Origin of the sequence: Streptomyces sp. YPW6 (genome assembly GCF_018866325.1) — a bacterium.
In the GTDB taxonomy this organism is placed as follows: Bacteria; Actinomycetota; Actinomycetes; order Streptomycetales; family Streptomycetaceae; genus Streptomyces.
Window position 1 is genome coordinate 3,107,280 of record NZ_CP076457.1, and the last position, 18,440, is coordinate 3,125,719.

The 18,440-nt window shown below is 73.8% G+C and carries 15 protein-coding genes and 1 pseudogene; 11 read left to right on the top strand and 5 right to left on the bottom strand.

Going from position 1 to position 18,440, the window contains the following annotated elements:
- Positions 1–3 precede the first annotated feature (3 nt).
- The 3 genes from KME66_RS13515 to KME66_RS13525 are packed head-to-tail and all read right to left on the bottom strand — an operon-like array spanning position 4 to position 4,210.
- The gene (locus KME66_RS13515; RefSeq protein WP_073219716.1) at positions 4–1,602 is read right to left on the bottom strand and encodes an acyl-CoA carboxylase subunit beta; all 1,599 of its coding nucleotides are present in this window, start codon (positions 1,600–1,602) and stop codon (positions 4–6) included.
- Positions 1,599–3,338, bottom strand: coding sequence for an acyclic terpene utilization AtuA family protein (locus tag KME66_RS13520; RefSeq protein ID WP_216322199.1), 1,740 nt, complete (start codon positions 3,336–3,338; stop codon positions 1,599–1,601). Before KME66_RS13520 ends, KME66_RS13515 begins: the two co-directional genes overlap by 4 nt.
- Positions 3,335–4,210: a TIGR03084 family metal-binding protein gene (locus KME66_RS13525; protein ID WP_253208322.1), complete on the bottom strand. Its 876-nt coding sequence runs from the start codon at positions 4,208–4,210 to the stop codon at positions 3,335–3,337. Before KME66_RS13525 ends, KME66_RS13520 begins: the two co-directional genes overlap by 4 nt.
- 139 nt (positions 4,211–4,349) lie before the next feature.
- On the opposite strand from KME66_RS13525, the gene KME66_RS13530 reads away from it, so the two are divergent.
- The 3 genes from KME66_RS13530 to KME66_RS13540 all read left to right on the top strand — a co-directional run bounded on the left by KME66_RS13530 (position 4,350) and on the right by KME66_RS13540 (position 5,928).
- Positions 4,350–5,186: an NUDIX domain-containing protein gene (locus KME66_RS13530; protein WP_216322202.1), complete on the top strand. Its 837-nt coding sequence runs from the start codon at positions 4,350–4,352 to the stop codon at positions 5,184–5,186.
- Between the two features lie 68 nt (positions 5,187–5,254).
- The gene (locus tag KME66_RS13535) at positions 5,255–5,497 is read left to right on the top strand and encodes a CopG family transcriptional regulator (RefSeq protein ID WP_216322206.1); all 243 of its coding nucleotides are present in this window, start codon (positions 5,255–5,257) and stop codon (positions 5,495–5,497) included.
- Entirely contained in the window at positions 5,494–5,928 is a 435-nt protein-coding gene (locus KME66_RS13540) for a type II toxin-antitoxin system VapC family toxin (protein ID WP_216322225.1), read from the top strand. Before KME66_RS13535 ends, KME66_RS13540 begins: the two co-directional genes overlap by 4 nt.
- A gap of 31 nt (positions 5,929–5,959) precedes the next feature.
- On the opposite strand, the pseudogene KME66_RS13545 reads toward KME66_RS13540, so the two are convergent.
- Positions 5,960–6,957 (bottom strand): annotated as a pseudogene (locus KME66_RS13545) (DMT family transporter).
- Between the two features lie 174 nt (positions 6,958–7,131).
- Between KME66_RS13545 and KME66_RS13550 the strand changes: the two are divergent.
- Positions 7,132–8,058, top strand: coding sequence for a LysR family transcriptional regulator (locus tag KME66_RS13550; protein WP_216322228.1), 927 nt, complete (start codon positions 7,132–7,134; stop codon positions 8,056–8,058).
- Here KME66_RS13550 and KME66_RS13555 read toward each other — a convergent pair.
- Positions 7,997–10,870, bottom strand: coding sequence for an FAD-binding and (Fe-S)-binding domain-containing protein (locus KME66_RS13555; RefSeq protein ID WP_216322230.1), 2,874 nt, complete (start codon positions 10,868–10,870; stop codon positions 7,997–7,999). The two genes, KME66_RS13550 and KME66_RS13555, sit on opposite strands and share 62 nt — an antisense overlap.
- Before the next feature lie 255 nt (positions 10,871–11,125).
- On the opposite strand from KME66_RS13555, the gene KME66_RS13560 reads away from it, so the two are divergent.
- From KME66_RS13560 to serC, 7 genes are all read left to right on the top strand, one after another.
- Positions 11,126–12,781, top strand: coding sequence for a sensor histidine kinase KdpD (locus tag KME66_RS13560; RefSeq protein WP_216322234.1), 1,656 nt, complete (start codon positions 11,126–11,128; stop codon positions 12,779–12,781).
- Entirely contained in the window at positions 12,778–13,197 is a 420-nt protein-coding gene (locus tag KME66_RS13565) for a roadblock/LC7 domain-containing protein (RefSeq protein ID WP_030709614.1), read from the top strand. The genes KME66_RS13560 and KME66_RS13565 overlap by 4 nt, the downstream gene beginning before the upstream one ends.
- Complete coding sequence (locus tag KME66_RS13570; RefSeq protein ID WP_216322237.1) at positions 13,194–13,565, top strand: DUF742 domain-containing protein; 372 nt, start codon at positions 13,194–13,196, stop codon at positions 13,563–13,565. The genes KME66_RS13565 and KME66_RS13570 overlap by 4 nt, the downstream gene beginning before the upstream one ends.
- Positions 13,546–14,220 carry an ATP/GTP-binding protein gene (locus tag KME66_RS13575; protein ID WP_073219694.1) on the top strand — a complete coding sequence of 225 codons (675 nt, stop codon included), beginning with the start codon at positions 13,546–13,548 and terminating at the stop codon, positions 14,218–14,220. Before KME66_RS13570 ends, KME66_RS13575 begins: the two co-directional genes overlap by 20 nt.
- Positions 14,217–15,458 carry a cytochrome P450 gene (locus KME66_RS13580; RefSeq protein ID WP_216322240.1) on the top strand — a complete coding sequence of 414 codons (1,242 nt, stop codon included), beginning with the start codon at positions 14,217–14,219 and terminating at the stop codon, positions 15,456–15,458. The genes KME66_RS13575 and KME66_RS13580 overlap by 4 nt, the downstream gene beginning before the upstream one ends.
- A 219-nt stretch (positions 15,459–15,677) precedes the next feature.
- Positions 15,678–16,907, top strand: coding sequence for a cytochrome P450 (locus tag KME66_RS13585; RefSeq protein WP_216322243.1), 1,230 nt, complete (start codon positions 15,678–15,680; stop codon positions 16,905–16,907).
- Between the two features lie 368 nt (positions 16,908–17,275).
- On the top strand, positions 17,276–18,394 hold the full coding sequence (serC, locus tag KME66_RS13590) for a phosphoserine transaminase (RefSeq protein WP_216322247.1): 1,119 nt from the start codon (positions 17,276–17,278) through the stop codon (positions 18,392–18,394).
- Positions 18,395–18,440: the final 46 nt, after the last annotated feature.

Genomic DNA, 18,440 nt, shown 5'->3' on the forward strand with positions numbered 1-18,440 from the left:
GGGTCACATCCGGAAGACGCCGAAGCCGCCACGGGCGCCCTCGACCGGTGCGGTGTGGATCGCGGACAGGCACATCCCGAGGACGGTCCGGGTGTCGCGCGGGTCGATGACCCCGTCGTCGTACAGCCGCCCGGACAGGAACATCGGCAGCGACTCGGCCTCGATCTGCTGCTCCACCATGGCGCGCAGCCCGGCGTCCGCCTCGTCGTCGTACGGCTGCCCCTTGGCGGCGGCCGAGGCGCGGGCGACGATGGAGAGGACGCCCGCGAGCTGCTGCGGGCCCATGACGGCGGACTTGCTGCTGGGCCAGGCGAAGAGGAAGCGCGGATCGTAGGCGCGGCCGCACATGCCGTAGTGGCCGGCCCCGTAGGACGCGCCCATCAGGACCGACAAGTGCGGGACCTTCGAGTTCGCCACCGCGTTGATCATCATCGCGCCGTGCTTGATGATGCCGCCCTGTTCGTACTCCTTGCCGACCATGTAGCCGGTGGTGTTGTGGAGGAAGAGGAGGGGGATGTCACGCTGGTTGGCGAGCTGGATGAACTGCGCCGCCTTCTGCGACTCCTCGCTGAACAGCACCCCCTGGGCATTGGCGAGGATGCCGACCGGGTAGCCGTGCAGCCGCGCCCAGCCGGTGACCAGGCTCGGCCCGTACAGCGGCTTGAAGGTGTCGAAGTCCGAGCCGTCGACCAGCCGGGCGATCACCTCGCGGGGGTCGAAGGGCGCCTTGAGGTCGCCCGGGACGATGCCCAGCAGCTCGTCCTCGGCGTACTTGGGCGGCTCGGCGGGGCCCGGATCGGTGTGCGCCTTGCGCCAGTTGAGGCGGGCGACGATGCGGCGGGCCTGCCGGAGCGCGTCGTGCTCGTCCACGGCGAAGTGGTCGGCGAGCCCGGACGTGCGGGCGTGCATCTCGGCCCCGCCGAGGGACTCGTCGTCGCTCTCCTCGCCGGTGGCCATCTTCACCAGGGGCGGTCCGCCGAGGAAGACCTTGGACCGCTCCTTGATCATCACGGTGTGGTCGGACATGCCGGGGACGTACGCGCCTCCGGCGGTGGAGTTGCCGAACACGACGGCCACGGTGGGGATTCCGGCGGCGGAGAGCCGGGTGAGGTCCCGGAAGAGCGCCCCGCCCGGGATGAAGATCTCCTTCTGGGAGGGCAGGTCGGCCCCGCCCGACTCCACCAGGCTGATGACCGGCAGCCGGTTGGCGAAGGCGATCTCGTTGGCGCGCAGGGCCTTCTTCAGCGTCCAGGGGTTCGACGCCCCGCCCCGCACGGTCGGGTCGTTCGCGGTGATCAGGCACTCGACGCCCTCGACCACGCCGATCCCGGTGACGAGTGAGGCACCGACGGCATAATCGCTGCCCCAGGCGGCCAGCGGTGACAGCTCCAGGAAGGGGGTGTCGGGGTCGACGAGCAGTTCGATCCGCTCCCGGGCGGGGAGCTTGCCGCGCCCCCGGTGCCGGGTCACGTACTTCTCGCCGCCGCCCGCGAGCGCCTTGGCGTGCTCGGTCTCCAGCTCGGCGAGCTTCTCCACCATGGCGGCCCGGTGCGCGGCGTATTCCGGGCTGCTGGTGTCGAGCGCGGTGGGCAGGACGGTCATGCGGTCACCTCCGGGGCATCGGTGTTTTCGAGCAGGGGGACGGGGACGGGCAGCCACCGGGACCGCAGCCACTCCCCCAGCGCCTTGGCCTGCGGGTCGAACCGGGCCTGGGCGGCGACGCCTTCGCCCAGGAGGCCGTGGACGGTGAAGTTCAGGGCGCGGAGGTTGGGCAGGACGTGGCGGACGACGCTCATGCCGGCCGTCTCCGGCAGGAGTTGCCTGAAGCGCTCGACGCTCAGCTCGTGCGCCAGCCACCGCCAGGCGTCGTCGTCGCGGACCCAGACCCCCACGTTGGCGTCGCCGCCCTTGTCGCCGCTGCGCGCGCCCGCGATCAGGCCGAGGGGAGCGCGGCGGGAGGGGGCGGCGGGGTACGGGTCGGGGAGCGGCGCCTCCTCGACCTCGGCCAACTCCTGTGTGAGGACGGGCGCCTTCAACGCCTGGCGCGTCCCGTCCGGCAGTACGGCGATGTGCTCGACCTCCGCCGCCGGTACGGGCCGGGCCTCGAACACCCCGTAGGGCGCGCCCTTTCCGGGCGGGGCGGTGACGTGGAAGCCCGGGTAGCTGCCGAGGGCCAGCTCGATGGCGGCTCCGGAGACGGTCCGGCCGACCGCGTCGGCGTCCTGGTCGCGGACGACGAGCCGGAGCAGGGCACTGGCGCGTTCCTCGGTGTCGGCGTCGGCGTGGTCCGTACGGGACAGCTCCCAGCGCACCTCGGCGGGCGGGCGGGCGCCGCCCCGCTCCAGGGCGTCGGCGAACTGGTCCTTCACCAGGGCCGCCTTGGCTTCGATGTCGAGGCCGGTGAGGACGAAGACGACCTCGTTGCGCCAGCCGCCGAGCCGGGTCAGCCCGGCCTTGAGGGTGGGCGGCGGGGCCTCGCCGCGTACGCCGTCGATCCGGACCCGGTCGGGGCCGTCGGGGGTGAGCGTCACGGTGTCGAGGCGGGCGGTGACGTCGGGGCCCGCGTACCGGGCTCCGCCGGTCTCGTACAGGAGTTGGGCGGTGACGGTGGAGAGGTCGACGACGCCGCCCGTGCCGTCGTGCTTGGTGATGACGGACGAGCCGTCGGCGTGGATCTCGGCGAGCGGGAAGCCGGGGCGGCGGAGGCGGGCCGGGTCGTACGCGCCGAAGAAGGCGTGGTTCCCGCCGGTCGCCTGCGTGCCGCACTCCAGGACGTGCCCGGCGACCACGGCCCCCGCGAGCGCGTCCAGGTCGTGAGGGCCCCAGCCGAAGTGGGCGGCGGCGGGCCCGGTGACCAGGGCCGCGTCGGTGACCCGGCCGGTGACGACGACATCGGCCCCGGCCCGCAGGCAGGCGGCGATCCCGAAGCCGCCGAGGTAGGCGTTGGCGGTGAGGAACCCGTCCGGGACGGGCAGGCTGTCGCCCTCGACGTGCGCCACGGTGACCGGCACACCGGCCTGGTCCGCCAACTGCCGGACCGCGTCGGCCAGTCCGGCCGGGTTGAGGCCGCCCGCGTTGGCGACGATCTTCACACCGCGCTCGTGGGCGAGGCCGAGCCCCTCCTCCAGCTGGCGCAGGAAGGTGGTGGCGTAGCCCTTGCGCGGGTCCTTGAGGCGGCTGCGGCCGAGGATGAGCATGGTGAGCTCGGCGAGGTAGTCACCCGTGAGGACGTCGAGGGGGCCACCGGTGAGCATCTCGCGCAGGGCGTCGAAGCGGTCGCCGTAGAAGCCGGAGGCGTTGCCGATGCGCAGGGGTGCGGGGGCGGGGGTGCCGCTCATCGGGCCTCCCGCTCCGCGCGGTCCGGCTGTTCCCCACGGTCCGGGTGTTCCCCGCGGTCCGGCTGTTCCCCGCGGTCCGGCTGTTCCGCGCGCGGCAGCCGGCCCGGTCCCGGCGGTCCCGCGAAGGCCTGGGCGATGCCGAGCCACTGGTCGGCGTCCCGGCCGTCGGCGGTGACCGCGAGGTCGCGGCGGTGGGCGCGCTGGGTGACCAGAAGGCAGAAGTCGAGGAGCGGGCCGGTGACCCGCTGGGCCGCGTCCTCGGGCCCGTACGCGATCAGCTCGCCGTCCGCCGCGCGGAGTTCGACGCGGAACTCCTGCTCGGGTGCGGTGATCCCGCGTACCGCGTAGGCGTAGTCCCGGGCGCGGACGCCGATCCGGGCCACATGGCGGAGACGGGCGGTCGGGGTCCGGGTCACGCCGAGGGCGTCGGCGACGTCCTGGCCGTGGGCCCAGGTCTCCATGAGCCGGGCGGTCGCCATGGACGCGACGCTCATCGGCGGCCCGTACCAGGGGATGCGGGTACCGTCCGGGGCCTCGCGGAGGACCGTGTCGAGCCGCGCCCGACCCTCGCGCCAGCGGGCGAGCAGGGCGTCCGGGGTGTGGGCGGCGACGAGGGCGTCGGCCGCCGCGTCGACGAAGGTGTCCGGGGTGGCCAGGGCCTTGGCGACCTCCTCGCCGAACCGGTCGGGCTCGGTGGCGGCCAGCAGGGCGACCTCGTCGGTCCAGCTGAGATGGGCGATCTGGTGGGCGACGGTCCACCGCGCGGCGGGCGTCGGCCCGCGCCAGCGGGGACCATCCAACTCCCCCACCAGGTCGTCGAGTTCGTCGCTCTCCTCGCGCAGATCGTCGATCACGGCTACGACAGCGGACACGTGCGCTCCCCTCGGGACCGGGTGTGGTGCCCAGGAGCATGGCAGCGCGCCGAGAAACAATCAAGCACGCTTGCATGATTTTCTGTCCGGTTCCTCGTTCCGGGCGCGACCCGGGCGCAGTGCGCGTTAGCCTCCGTCGATGACTGCCGAAATCCGCCCGGTGACCGTCCTGTTCGAGGCCGGCAAGCTGATCCTGGAGCTCCACCACGACGCCGAGGGCGCGTACCACGTCTTTCCCGGCGGAAGGCAGGGCGCAGGCGACCCGGGTCCGGGCGAGGACGGCACGGGTCCGGGCGAGGACGGCACGGGTCCGGGCGAGGACGGCACGGGTCCGGGCGAGGACGGCACGGGTCCGGGCGAGGACGGCCGGGCCTCCTTCGGCGCACCGCGCGTCGCCCTCTCGCTGGAGGAGGCCCTGCACGCCCGCATCCGGCCGGCCGGGACGGCGGAGACGGTCCTGCGCGCCTGGGCTCAGGGCGAGGCGCCGCGGGGCCCGGTGGCCCTGGTCGATCCGGCGGCGGTGGAGCCGGTACGGGTGCGGGCCGGGGCGGTCGTCATCCGCGACGGGGCGGTGCTGCTGATCCGGTTCACCGAGGAGGGCGGCGGGTCCCACTACGAGATTCCGGGCGGCGGGGTCGAGGCGGGCGAGACGCTGGAGGCGGCCGTCCTGCGTGAACTGGGCGAGGAGACCGGCCTGGCCGGGACCGTCGGGCCCGAGGTCGCCCGGGTCTGGAAGGACGGCCGGCACGAGCACTACTTCCTCGTGTCCGCGACCGGCGAGGTCGGCCCGCCCGAGACGCTGGACACCTACGGCGGCGCCCCGGTCTGGGTGCCGGTGGAGCGCCTGCCCGTCACCCCGCTGTGGCCCCGGCGGCTGTCCTGGCGCATCGAGCACTGGCACCGGACGGGGTGGCCCGCGCGCCCGGCCGAGCTGGCCGACTCCATCACGGAACTGGGACCGCCTTGCGGGTGGTGAGGGGCGCACGCCTGGTCTCGCGGCTTACCACCCTGCCCTACGTAGGGCAGGGTGGTACATTGGGCACCATGATAAAGACGACCGTGTACCTTCCGGACGAATTGGAAGTACGACTGGACGCCGAGTCGTCCGCGACCGGCGTCAGCAAGGCAGAGCTCATCCGGCGCGGCATCACCCTGCTGCTGGACAGCGCGGAGCGGCCGAAGCGCAGCCGTGAGCTGCCCGTCTTCGACAGCGGACGCTCCCGCACGCCCGACGAGATGGACAACGCCGTCTACGAGCACATCAAGGAACGGGCCGCACGCCGTTGATCATCGTCGCCGACACCTCGGCCCTCTACGCCGCTTTCGACGCCGCCCAGACCGAGCACACCGCAGCGGCGAGCATCCTGGAATACGAGCGACTGGCGATCTCCCCGCTCGTCATCACCGAACTGGATCACCTGGTCCACCGCGACCTGGGGTTTCCGGCGGCCCTGCAGGTGATGGAGGCGCTGAACTCCCGCATGGACGACGGGCAGTACCGCCTCGCCGAACTCAAGCTCGCGGACCTGCACACCGCTCATGAGGTCCGGCAGAAGTACGAAGGGCTGCGGCTCGACCTGGCCGACGCGGTCGGAGTGGTCCTGGCCGACCGCTACCGGACGGATCGCATCTTCACCCTGGACCAGCGTGACTTCCGCGCGATGTCGCCGCTGACTCCCGGGCTGGACTCCTTCCGGATCGTGCCCGCCGACTGCTGATCCCCCTCCGGGGACGCGCGCGAGCCCCGGTTCACGCCTCGCGTCGAGGAGCCGCCGCCGACCGGCTGCGCACCGCGCCGATGCTCGCCCCGATGACCAGGGCGATGGCCAGGGCGTCCGTCGTGGACAGGGCCTGGTCCAGGATCAGGAGGCCCGCACCGGCGGCGATGGCCGGCTCCAGGCTCATCATCACCGCGAAGGTGGGCGCGGGCAGCCGGCGCAGGGCCATCAGCTCCAGGGTGTACGGGAGCACCGAGCTGAGGACCGCCACCGCCGCGCCGAGCGCCATGGTGGACGGGACCGTGAGCTTCGCCCCGGACTCGATGATGCCGAGCGGCAGCGAGAGGACCGCGGCGACCACCATCGCCAGCGCGAGTCCGTCCGCCTGCGGGAAGCGGCGGCCGGTACGGGCGCTGAAGACGATGTACGCGGCCCACATCGCCCCGGCCCCCAGGGCGAAGGCCGCGCCGACCGGGTCGAGGCGGTCGAAGCCGCCGCCGCCCAGCAGGACGACGCCGACGAGGGCGAGCCCGGCCCACAGGACGTTGATCAGGCGGCGGGAGGCGAATACCGAGAGGGCGAGCGGGCCGAGCACCTCCAGGGTGACGGCGATCCCGAGCGGAATCCGGTCCAGCGCCAGGTAGAAGAGCGTGTTCATACCGCCCATCGCGACGCCGAAGGCCAGCACCGTGCCCCAGTCGGCGCGCGAGTGGCCGCGCAGCTTCGGGCGGCAGATCACCAGCAGGATCAGGGAGGCGGCCGCCAGCCGCAGGGTGACGACGCCCAGCGCGCCCGCCTTCGGCATCAGCAGCGCCGCGACCGCCGAGCCGAACTGGACCGACAGGCCCCCGGCGACCACCAGCGCGATCGGCGCCAGCGCCGCCCGGCGCGCGGCCCAGGCCCCGCGGCCGGCGCGCCCGGCTCCCCCGGCGCCTCCGCCACCGCGTCGGCGCCTTCGAGCGCCGTCACCGACTCGGGTACGGCGACGGCTGCGGCGGCCGGTTCGGCGGCGCTGCGCTGGTCGTTCACGGGGGACCTTCCGGGCGAGCGGGTGAGCGGATGAGCAGGCGAGCGGACGAGTGCACTGCAATGCACTGGACGGTACAGGATGGAAAACCGCGCCCGCCACGGACTTTCCTTCACCGTAAGGAGGTCCGCGTGTTCCGTGAAATGCCCATCACGCTCTCGTTATGCTTCCCGCGCATGAACGAGGAACCCGCCACCGGCCGCCCCGTGGAACTCCGGCACCTGCGGGCCTTCCTCGCGGTCGCCGACGAGCTCAACATCACACGCGCCGCCGCCCGCCTCCGGCTGGCCCAGCCCGCCGTGTCCCGCACCCTCGCCGCGCTGGAGCGGCACCTCGGGGTCCGGCTCGTGGACCGCTCCACCCACCACCTCGCCCTGACCCCCGACGGCGTCGCCTTCCGCGACAAGGCCGCCGCCGCGGTCGCCGCCTTCGACGAGGCGCTCGACTCCGGGCGGCTGCGCACCTGGCCGCTGCGGCTCGGCCACGCCTGGTCCGCGTTCGGGCCGTACACCACACCGCTGCTGCGGACCTGGCAGGAGCGGTTCCCGGACACCCCGCTGGAGCTGCTCCGGATCGACGACCGCACCGCCGGACTGACCCGGGGCGAGGTCGACGCGGCGCTGCTGCGCGGGCCGGTGGACGCGCCGGGGCTGGTCGCCGAGGTGCTGTTCACCGAGGTGCGGGTGGCGGCGGTGACGGCGGACGGGCCGCTCGCGGGGCGCGCCTCGCTCCGGCTCGCCGACCTCGCGGACGGCCCGGTCGTCCTCAACACCGTCTCCGGCACCACCACCGTGGACCTGTGGCCGCCGCACGCCCGCCCGGCCGCCACGCTCACCGTCGGCAACACCGACGACTGGCTCACCGCCATCGCCGCCGGGCGCGGCAGCGGGGTGTCCACCGCGTCGACCGTGGAGCTGCACCCGCACGCGGGGGTGGCCTACGTCCCGCTCGACGACGCCCCGGGCGTCCCGGTCCTCCTCGCCCGCCGCGACGCCCCCGGGCATCCGGCTCTGCCCCGCCTGGTGGCGCTGGCACGCGAGATCATCGCCCGGGGTCCGGCGCACCACCCCCCGGGGCGGACTCCGGGAGAGCCTCCGCGATGACCTCCGCGAGGTGCCGGGCCCGGCGTCCGGCCAGCTGGTCGAGCTGCGTACGGCAGGAGAATCCGTCCGCGAGGAGTTCGGTCCCGGGTTCCGCCGCCCGTACGGCGGGGAGCAGCCGCTCCTCCGCGCAGGCGACGGACACCTCCCAGTGGCCCTTCTCGAAGCCGAAGTTCCCGGCGAGCCCGCAGCAGCCGCCGCTCAGTTCGCCGGTCAGGCCCAGCCGTTCGCGCAGCCGCCGCTCCGCCGCGTCGCCGAGCACCGCGTGCTGGTGGCAGTGCGTCTGGCCGGCGGCCGGGCGGTCCAGCCGGGGCGGCGTCCAGTCGGGGGCGTACTCCTCCAGGTACTGCGCGAACGTCCGCACGGCCGATGCCAGTGCGGCGGCGCGCGGGTCGTCGGGGAGCAGTTCGGGCAGATCGGTGCGGAGGGTCGCGGCGCAGCTCGGCTCCAGGACGACGAGCGGTTGCCCGGGGAGGAGGTCCAGCCGGTCCAGGGTGCGGCGCATCACCCGGCGGGCCGCGTCGAGCTGCCCGGTCGACACGTACGTGAGGCCGCAGCACACCCCGCGCGGGGGCGGCGGCACCGTACGCCCCGTCGCCTCCTCCAGCACCCGCACCGCCGCCCGGCCGGCCTGCGGGGACAGGTGCTCGGTGAAGGTGTCGGCCCAGAGGTGCACCACCCGGTCCGTCGACGGGATGTGCGTCCCGGTGCCCCGACGGGCGCGCAGCCACCGGCTGTACGTCTCGGTCGCCAGCACCGGGATCGTGCGCTCGGGCGCGATCCCCGCCAGCCGTTTCGCGAGCGCGGCGAGCGGGCGCAGCCGGGCGAGGGCGTTGAGCGGGCGGGCGAAGGGACGCGCCAGGCGCAGCCACTGCGGGAGGCGGCCCATCGCGTAGTGGGCGGCGGGGCGGAGGCGGCCCCGGTAGTGGTGGTGCAGGAACTCCGCCTTGTACGTGGCCATGTCGACGCCCACCGGGCAGTCGCTGCGGCAGCCCTTGCAGGACAGGCAGAGGTCGAGCGCGTCCCGGACCTCGGTGCTGCGCCAGCCGTCCGTGATGACCTCGCCCGCCAGCATCTCGTGGAGGAGCCGGGCCCGGCCCCGGGTCGAGTGGGCCTCCTCGCCGGTCGCGCGGAAGGAGGGGCACATGACGCCCGCGCCGCTCGCCTCCTGCGTACGGCACTTGGCGACGCCGACGCAGCGGCGGACCGCGCCCGCGAAGTCCCCGCCGTCCTGCGGGTAGCCGAACTCCACGTCCACCGGCCGTTTCGGCAGGACGGAGAAGCGGAGGTTCGCGTCGAGGCGGTCGGGGCGGGCCAGCATCCCCGGGTTGAGGCCGCCGTCCGGGTCCCACAGGTCCTTGAACCGGCCGAAGAGGGCGACGAGTTCGTCCCCGTACATCCGGGGCAGCAGCTCGGCGCGCGCCTGCCCGTCGCCGTGCTCGCCGCTGAGGGAGCCGCCGTGCGCGACGACGAGGTCGGCGGTCTCCTCGGAGAACCGGCGGAAGCGGGCCACCCCGGCGTCGGTCGTCAGGTCGAAGTCGATGCGGACGTGGATGCAGCCGTCGCCGAAGTGGCCGTACGGGGTGCCGCGCAGGCCGTGCTCGGCGAGGAGGGCCCGGAAGTCGCGGAGGTACGCGCCGAGCCGGGCGGGCGGGACCGCGCAGTCCTCCCAGCCCGGCCAGGCCTCACTGCCGTCGGGCATCCGGGTCGCGGTCCCGGCGGCGTCCTCGCGGATCCGCCACAGGGCCCGCTGCCCGGCCGGGTCGGTGACGACGGCCCCGTCCACCGCGTCGGCGGCCCGCAGGACGCGTTCGGCGTGCGCGCGGGCCTCGGCCGCGGTGGCCCCGCCGGTCTCGACGAAGAGCCAGGCGGCCCCGCGCGGCAGCAGACCGGCCGGTTCGCGGACCAGGTCGGCGGCCATGCCCTCGACGGTGAGCGGCCCGTACGGGAGGAGGCCCGGGGCGGCCTCGGCGGCGGCGGACTCGTCGGCGTACCCGAGGACGGCCAGGGCGCGGGCGCGCGGCGCCTCGACCAGGCGCACGGTGGCCTCGGTGACGACGCCGAGGGTGCCCTCGCTGCCGCAGAACGCCCGGACCGGGTCGGGGCCGCCGGGGTGCTCGGGGAGCAGCGCGTCGAGGGCGTACCCGGAGATGCGGCGCGGGAGGTCGGGGTAGCCGGTGCGCAGGAGCGCGAGGTGGCCGGCGACGAGGGCGTCGACGCCCGCCGGGCCCGCGCCGCTCCCCCGCTCCAGGCGGAGCGCCTGCCCCCCGTACCGGACCACGGACAGATCGCGCACGTTGTCCGCCGTCGTGCCCCAGGCGACCGAGTGCGCGCCGCAGGAGTTGTTGCCGATCATTCCGCCGAGGGTGCAGCGGCTGTGGGTGGACGGGTCGGGGCCGAAGGTCAGGCCGTGGGGCGCGGCGGCGGCGCGCAGGTCGTCGAGGATCACGCCGGGCTGGACGACGGCGGTGCGGGCGGCGGGGTCCACGTCGAGGATCGTCCGCAGGTGGCGGGTGAGATCGAGGACGAGTCCGGTGCCGGTGGCCTGTCCGGCGATGGACGTGCCGCCGCCGCGCGGGACGACCGGCACCCCGTACTCCCGGCAGACCGTCAGCGCGGCCGCGATGTCGTCGGCGTCGCGCGGGGCGAGCACGCCGAGGGGGACGCGGCGGTAGTTGGACGCGTCCATCGTGGTCAACGCCCGCGCGGCGGCCCCGAAGTCGCTCGCGCCGCGCACGCCGGAGCGGAGCGCGGCGATGAACGCCGGGGAGGCCGCGGGAGACGGTCCGGTATGCGGTCGATGCTGTTCGGCCATTCCCTCAGCATGCCGCCGGTCCTGATGAACTCTTGGGATGCGCACGGATGAACGCGGGCAAGTCACACAAAAAAGCCCACAAGATCTTCCCAAACAGACCGTCAAGTCTCCTATAGTGACCAAGACTTGCGCAGGAACTATCAGTTCCAGTTGCACAAGATCGCCCATACACGTGACGAAGTGTCCTGAATTCGCCGCACCAGCACCGCCCGAACCGCTCCACCGCCCCGCACCGTCCGCCACCGAGGACTCCGATTGCGCCCCTCACACCGGCCCACCGCACTCGCCCTGCTGATATCGGCAGCCGCTACCGGCACGCTGACCCTGTGGGCCGTCGCCGCGGCCCCTGACACGGTACGGACCCCGCTGGCCTGGGGCGCGGGCGCAGCCGCCGTGCTGCTGAGCGTCTGCGTGGCCGTCACCGTCCACACCCTGGGGACCGCGCGGACGCTGCGCGCCCTGCGGGCCGCCGACGCCCAGCGGTTCACCTCCGAGACCTCGCGCCTGGTCTCCGCCTCCGCCGCCGAGGCCCAGCGCTTCACGGCGGAGACCGCCCGGATCAAGGGCGCCGCCGCCGGCGAGACCAGCCGGCTCGTCGCCGAGGCCCGCGCCGAGAACGAGCGGATCGCCGCGGCCGCCGCCGCCGAACAGGCCCGCCTCCAGGTCAGCGTCGACCGCCTGGCGGCCCGTGCCACGCGCGCCGAGACGGAGCGCTCCGCCGCCATCGCCGCCTGCGCCAACGCGGCGGGCCGGATGCAGGCCCTGTCCACCAGCATGCTGGCCGACCTCCGCGAGATGGAGCACCGGCACTCCGACGAGTCCGTGCTCGGGGACCTGCTCCACCTGGACCACCGCACCGCCCAGGCGGGCCGCCTCGCCGACTCCATCGCCGTGCTGACCGGCGCCCGCTCCGGCCGGCGCTGGGCGAAGCCGATCGTCATGGAGTCGATCCTGCGCGGCGCGATGGGCCGGATCGGCAGCTACCAGCGGGTCCGTCTCCACTCCTCCAGCGATGTCGCCATCGCCGGTCACGCGGCCGAGGGCGTCATGCACGCGCTCGCCGAACTCCTCGACAACGCTGCCAACTTCTCGCCGCCCACCGCCGAGGTGCACGTGTACGTGGAGGAGGTCCCGGCGGGCATCGTCATCACCGTCGAGGACAGCGGGCTCGTCATGAGCGAGGTGCAGCTGCGCCGCGCGGAGCGGGCGGTCTCCGCCGACCACCAGAACCTCACCAACCTCTCCGGCACCCGACTCGGCCTCGCGGTCGTCGGCCGGCTGGCCCGCAAGCACGGCCTGACCGTCTCCTTCCGGCCCTCCGCCCGGGGCGGCACGGGCGCGCTGATGATGCTCCCCCAGGAGCTGATCTCCCGCGCGGTCGCACCGGCCCCGGCGGCAGCGGCAGCACCGGAACCGGCGGCAACGCCGACGCCGACCGCGACCGCTGCGAGCGCCCCGGTGTCCCCGGCGTCCCCCGGGGACACCGCTGCGGCCGCCGGGCTCCCCGCCGAGCCCGAGCCCGCGCACGCCTCCGCCGCCGGAACGGGCCCCGACGACGCCTTCGACGCGCACCGGATCCCGCGGACCCGCACCGAGGACGACGCCTCCACACGCCCGACCTCGGCGGCGGAAGCGGACTCCCCGGCTCCCCCTGGCTCCACGGCCCCCTCCGTGGACTCGGCCTCCGAGTCCACCGGCAGCGTGCCCGAGTTCGGCGAGAGCGGCCTGCCCAAGCGCCGCCGAGGCCGGACCCTGGCCGCCGCCGAAGCCCGTACCGGCAACGCCGCCCCCGGCGGAGCCGACACCCCCCGGGCCCGTACCACCGACCCGAAGGTCCAGGCAGCGCGCTTCAGCACCTTCAGCAAGGCGGTACGAGCCACCTCCCCGCACCCGGAAGGCAACACCCGATGACCGCGACCACCGACGAGAAGCTCAACTGGCTGCTGGAGGGGCTGCTCGACCGCACCCCCGGTACCCGCCACGCCCTCGTCCTGTCCCGCGACGGCCTCAAGCTGTGCCGCACCCCCGAGCTCTCCGTCGACCAGGCCGACCAGCTGGCCGCCATCTCCGCCGGGATCCAGAGCCTGTCGCACGGCGCGTCCATCGAGTTCGGCGACGGCACCGGCGGCGTACGGTCCGCGATGGCCGAGTTCTACGGCGGCGTGCTGTTCATCGTCGAGGCGGGGGCCGGGGCCCACCTGGCCGTCGTCGCCGACGAGGACTCCGACGTGGGCCTCGTCGGCCACAACATGAGCGAGCTCGTCGAGCAGCTCGGCGAGCACCTCGTCGCGCCGCCGCGCGAACCCGCCGAGGCCCCGGCCGTATGACGACGGCGCCCCGCCCCCGACCGGGCCGCGACGACGATCCGGACCGGCTGTACACCCTCACCGGGGGCCGCAGCCGGTCCGACTCCGCAGCCTTCGACCTGGTGACGCTCGTCGTCGCCGAGTGCGACCCGTCCCCGGGGATGCAGTCCGAGCACACCGCGATCCTGCGGATGTGCCAGGGCCCCACCGCCGTCGTCGAGATCGCCGCGAGCCTGAACCTGCCGGTCAGCATCGTCCGCATCCTGCTCTGCGACCTGCTCGACACCGGCCGGATCAGCGCCCGCCACCCCCGTACAGCCCGTGTCGCGGACCGGCTCCCCGACCCCGACATCCTGGAACAGGTGCTCGTTGGACTCCGCAACCTCTGACCGCGCCACCCTGAGCTCCACCGCCGACAACGGACTCAAGATCGTTGTCGTGGGCGGCTTCGGCGTCGGCAAGACCACCATGGTCCGATCCGTGAGCGAGATCCGTCCGCTCAACACGGAGGAGACCATGACCCGCGCGGGCGAGGCCGTCGACGACCTCGACGGCGTCCACGCCAAGACCTCCACCACGGTGGCGTTCGACTTCGGCCGCATCTCGCTCGACGAGCGCTCCGTGCTGTACCTCTTCGGCGCGCCCGGACAGGAACGCTTCTGGTTCCTGTGGGACCGGCTGTTCGCCGGAACCCTCGGCGCGGTCGTCCTCGTCGACACCCGCCGCCTCGCCGACTCCTGGTACGCCATCGACCGCCTGGAGCACCACGGCACGCCGTTCATCGTGGCGTGCAACGACTTCGGCGGCCCGCTCCACAGCGAGCAGCAGATCCGCGAGGCCCTGGACCTCGCGGACGACGTACCGCTGGTGGAGTGCGACGCGCGTGACCGGTCCTCCAGCAAGTACGTGCTGATCACGCTCGTCGAGCATCTCGCCGCGCTCTCCGCCGCCCGCCTCCACGCCCCCGGAACGGCCGCCACCGCGGCGGCCGCGCCCGCGGCGGCCCTGGCGGCGGCCGGCCCGACCCCGGAGTCCGCCCCGTGACCACTGCCTCCGGCTGCCCCGTCACCCACACCTCCGTCCCGCTGTCCGGGCCCCGCTTCCAGAGCGACCCCGTCCAGCTCTACCGGGACCTGCGGCGCGACCACGGGGCGATCGCCCCGGTCGTCCTCGACGGCGGCATCCCCGCCTGGCTCGTCCTCGGCTACCGCGAACTGCACCAGGTCACCGGCGACCCGGTCCTCTTCAGCCGGGACTCCGACCTGTGGAACCAGTGGGACGAGATCCCCGACGACTGGCCGCTGCTGCCGATGATCGGGCGCAAGCAGCCCTCCATCCTCTACACGGTCGGCGAACGCCACAGCGTCCGCGCGATGATGATCAGCAACGCGCTGGAGGGCGTCGACCCGTTCTCGCTGAAGCGGTACGCGGAGGAGTTCGCCGACGAGCTGATCGACCGGTTCTGCACCAAGGGCTCGGTCGACATCATCGCGGAGTACGCCAAGCTGCTCCCCGCCCTGGTCCTGGCGAAGATCTACGGCTTCTCCGACGAGGAGGCCCACCCCCTGGTCGGCGCGATCAACGACATGATCGACGGCCGGGAGCGGGCGCTGGCCGGACAGCAGCACCTGGGCACCTCGATGTTCCGGCTCCTGGCGGACAAGCACGCCGAACCCGGCGACGACGTGGCCACCCGGATGCTCGACGCCCCCGGCGGCTTCACCGACGAGGAGGTCGCCCAGGACCTCATGGTGATGATGGCGGCCGGCCACCAGCCGACCGCCGACTGGATGGGCAACTCGCTGCGCCTCATGCTGACCGACGACCGGTTCGCCGCCTCGCTCTCCGGCGGCCGGCACAGCGTCGCCGAGGCCATGAACGAGGTCCTCTGGGAGGACACCCCGACGCAGAACGTGGCCGGCCGCTGGGCCGCCCGCGACACCCACCTCGGCGGCCGGCACATCCGCGCCGGCGACCTGCTGCTCCTCGGCCTCGCCGCCGCCAACGGCGACCCGCAGGTGCGCACCGACGGCTCGGCGCTGACCGGCGGCAACAACGCCTTCCTCTCCTTCGGCCACGGCGAGCACCGCTGCCCGTTCCCGGCCCAGGAGACCGCCGAGGTCATCGCCCGTACCGGTATCGAGGTCCTGCTCGACCGGCTGCCGGACGTGGACCTCGCCGTCCCCGCCGAGCAGCTCACCCGCCGCCCGTCGCCGTGGCTGCGCGGTCTGACGGACCTGCCGGTGCTCTTCACTCCCACCCCTGCCCTCGGGGGTGTCTGAACCGTTCCGCGCGGGCGGGCGACGCCCGGCACGGCATCTCGCGGCGTTGCCGAAAGCCCTGGTGGATCCGTCCCCGGGCTCGCGACTCCCATCGAGCGGGGGAGGCCCCGTCCGAGGACGCTCCGGCGCCGTGCGATGCACCGCGCCCGGCGCCGCCCGCCGATCCGCGCCGAATGGTCAGACACCCCCCAGCAACCCCGGAAGCCACGGAGGCCCCGTATGACCCGTATCGCGCTCGACCCCTTCGTCAGAGACCTCGACGGCGAGAGCGCCGCGCTGCGGGCCGCCGGTCCGCTGGCGGAGGTGGAGCTGCCGGGCGGGGTGCACGTCTACGCGGTCACCCGCCACGCGGAGGCCCGCGCGCTGCTCACCGACAGCCGGGTGGTCAAGGACATCAACGTCTGGAACGCCTGGCGGCGCGGCGAGATACCGATGGACTGGCCGCTGATCGGCCTGGTCAACCCGGGCCGTTCGATGCTGACGGTCGACGGGGCCGACCACCGCCGGCTCCGTACGCTGGTGGCGCAGGCGCTCACGGTGAAGCGGGTGGAGCGGCTGCGGGCGGGCATCGAGGCCCTGACGAACGCGAGCCTGGAGAAGCTGGCGGCCCTCCCCGCCGGGCAGCCGGTGGACCTGAAGGCGGAGTTCGCCTACCCCCTCCCCATGAACGTCATCAGCGAGCTGATGGGCGTGGACGCGGCGGACCACCCGCGGCTGAAGGAGCTGTTCGAGAAGTTCTTCTCGACGCAGACCCCGCCGGAGGAGGTCCCGCAGATGATGGCGGACCTGGCGAAGCTCTTCACGAAGATCGTCGACGACAAGCGGGCGAACCCGGGCGACGACCTCACCAGCGCGCTGATCGCGGCCTCGGAGAACGGCGACCACCTCACCGACGAGGAGATCGTCAACACGCTGCAACTGATCATCGCCGCCGGACACGAGACCACGATCAGCCTGATCGTCAACGTGGTGGAAGCCCTCCAGACCCACCCCGAGCAGCGCAGGAAGGTGCTCGACGGCGAGATCGGCTGGGAGGGCGTGATCGAGGAGACCCTGCGCTGGAACACCCCGACCTCGCACGTCCTGATCCGCTTCGCGACGGAGGACATCGAGGTCGGCGACAGGATCCTCCCGAAGGGCGAGGGCCTGGTCATCTCGTTCGGCGCACTGGGCCGGGACGAGGAGCAGTACGGCCCGACGGCGGGCGACTTCGACGCCGCCCGCACCCCGAACCGCCACATCGCCTTCGGGCACGGCCCGCACGTCTGTCCCGGCGCGGCGCTGTCCCGCCTGGAAGCGGGCATCGCGCTCCCGGCCCTCTACGAGAGGTTCCCGGAACTGGACCTGGCGGTCCCGGCGTCCGAACTGCGCAACAAGCCGATCGTGACGCAGAACGACCTGCACGAACTGCCGGTGAAGCTGGGCTGCCCGTTCGGCGGCGACGCCTGACCGCTCGTCGCGGGTGACGCCTCGGGGCAGCCCTCGCCGACGCGCGGGCGCGCCACCCGCCGACGCCCGGGTCGCGGCCCGCGACCTCCTGGAGCCCGCGGGCCCGGCACGCGCCACCACAGGAGCCCGCGGGCCGCAGGCCAAGCCACCAGACAGGAGCCCGCGGGCCGGGGTACCCGCCGAGCCCCGGAGCCGGCGGGCCGGGGTACCCGCTGCCGTCCAGGGCCCCGCGGGCCGGAACGTCGGCCTCCGCTCAGCTGTGGCGCAGCGTGCACCCGCCACCGCTCGCGGTCAAGAGCGCGAAGTGGACGTCTCACCGGACGGACACGGTGTCGAAGCCGTGCCACCGAGGGACTACGCTCCGTCCCGTGGCCGACATCCAGATTCCCGCTGACATCAAGCCCGCCGACGGACGCTTCGGCGCCGGTCCTTCCAAGGTGCGGACGGAGGCGCTCGACGCGCTGGCCGCCACCGGCACCTCTCTCCTCGGTACGTCCCACCGCCAGGCCCCGGTCAAGAACCTGGTCGGCGAGGTACGGGACGGTGTGCGCGCCCTCTTCTCCCTGCCCGAGGGGTACGAGGTCATCCTCGGCAACGGCGGCTCCACCGCCTTCTGGGACGTGGCGACGCACGGTCTGATCGACACGAAGTCCCAGCACCTGAACTTCGGCGAGTTCTCCTCCAAGTTCGCCAAGGCCGCGAAGCTCGCGCCCTGGCTGTCCGACCCCACCGTCATCGCCTCCGACCCGGGCACCCACCCGGAGCCGCAGGCGGAGGCGGGTGTCGACGTCTACGCCTTCACCCACAACGAGACCTCGACGGGTGTCGCGGCGCCGGTCAAGCGCGTCGCGGGCGCCGACGAGGGCGCGCTCGTCCTGGTGGACGCCACCTCGGGCGCGGGCGGCCTGCCGGTCGACATCACCGAGTCCGACGTCTACTACTTCGCCCCGCAGAAGTCCTTCGCCTCCGACGGCGGCCTGTGGATCGGCGTGTTCTCCCCGGCGGCGCTGGAGCGCGCGGCCCGGATCCACGCCTCGGGCCGGCACGTCCCGGAGTTCTTCTCGCTGCCGACCGCGATCGACAACTCGCTGAAGAACCAGACGTACAACACCCCGGCGCTGTCCACCCTCTTCCTGCTGAACGAGCAGCTGAAGTGGATGAACACCCAGGGCGGCCTGGACTTCACGACGGGCCGCACGGCCGCGTCCTCGGGCCACCTCTACGGCTGGGCCGACGAGTCGAAGTACGCCACCCCGTTCGTCACGGACCCGGCGAAGCGCTCGCAGGTCATCGGCACGATCGACTTCGCGGACGAGATCGACGCGGCGGCCGTCGCCAAGGTGCTGCGCGCCAACGGCATCGTGGACACCGAGCCGTACCGCAAGCTGGGCCGCAACCAGCTGCGCGTGGCGATGTTCCCGGCGATCGACCCGGCGGACGTGCAGGCGCTGACGGCGTGCATCGACTTCGTGATCGAGAAGCTCTAGCCCTTCGGTTCTGTGCGGCTGTACGGCTGTACGAAGACGGCCCGGC

Bases quoted from the DNA above. Each gene is read 5' to 3' on its own strand.
- KME66_RS13515 (WP_073219716.1), bottom strand. From the start codon at position 1,602: ATGACCGTCCTGCCCACCGCGCTCGACACCAGCAGCCCGGAATACGCC.
- KME66_RS13520 (WP_216322199.1), bottom strand. From the start codon at position 3,338: ATGAGCGGCACCCCCGCCCCCGCACCCCTGCGCATCGGCAACGCCTCC.
- KME66_RS13530 (WP_216322202.1), top strand. From the start codon at position 4,350: ATGACTGCCGAAATCCGCCCGGTGACCGTCCTGTTCGAGGCCGGCAAG.
- KME66_RS13535 (WP_216322206.1), top strand. From the start codon at position 5,255: ATGATAAAGACGACCGTGTACCTTCCGGACGAATTGGAAGTACGACTG.
- KME66_RS13550 (WP_216322228.1), top strand. From the start codon at position 7,132: ATGAACGAGGAACCCGCCACCGGCCGCCCCGTGGAACTCCGGCACCTG.
- KME66_RS13555 (WP_216322230.1), bottom strand. From the start codon at position 10,870: ATGGCCGAACAGCATCGACCGCATACCGGACCGTCTCCCGCGGCCTCC.
- KME66_RS13565 (WP_030709614.1), top strand. From the start codon at position 12,778: ATGACCGCGACCACCGACGAGAAGCTCAACTGGCTGCTGGAGGGGCTG.
- KME66_RS13570 (WP_216322237.1), top strand. From the start codon at position 13,194: ATGACGACGGCGCCCCGCCCCCGACCGGGCCGCGACGACGATCCGGAC.
- KME66_RS13585 (WP_216322243.1), top strand. From the start codon at position 15,678: ATGACCCGTATCGCGCTCGACCCCTTCGTCAGAGACCTCGACGGCGAG.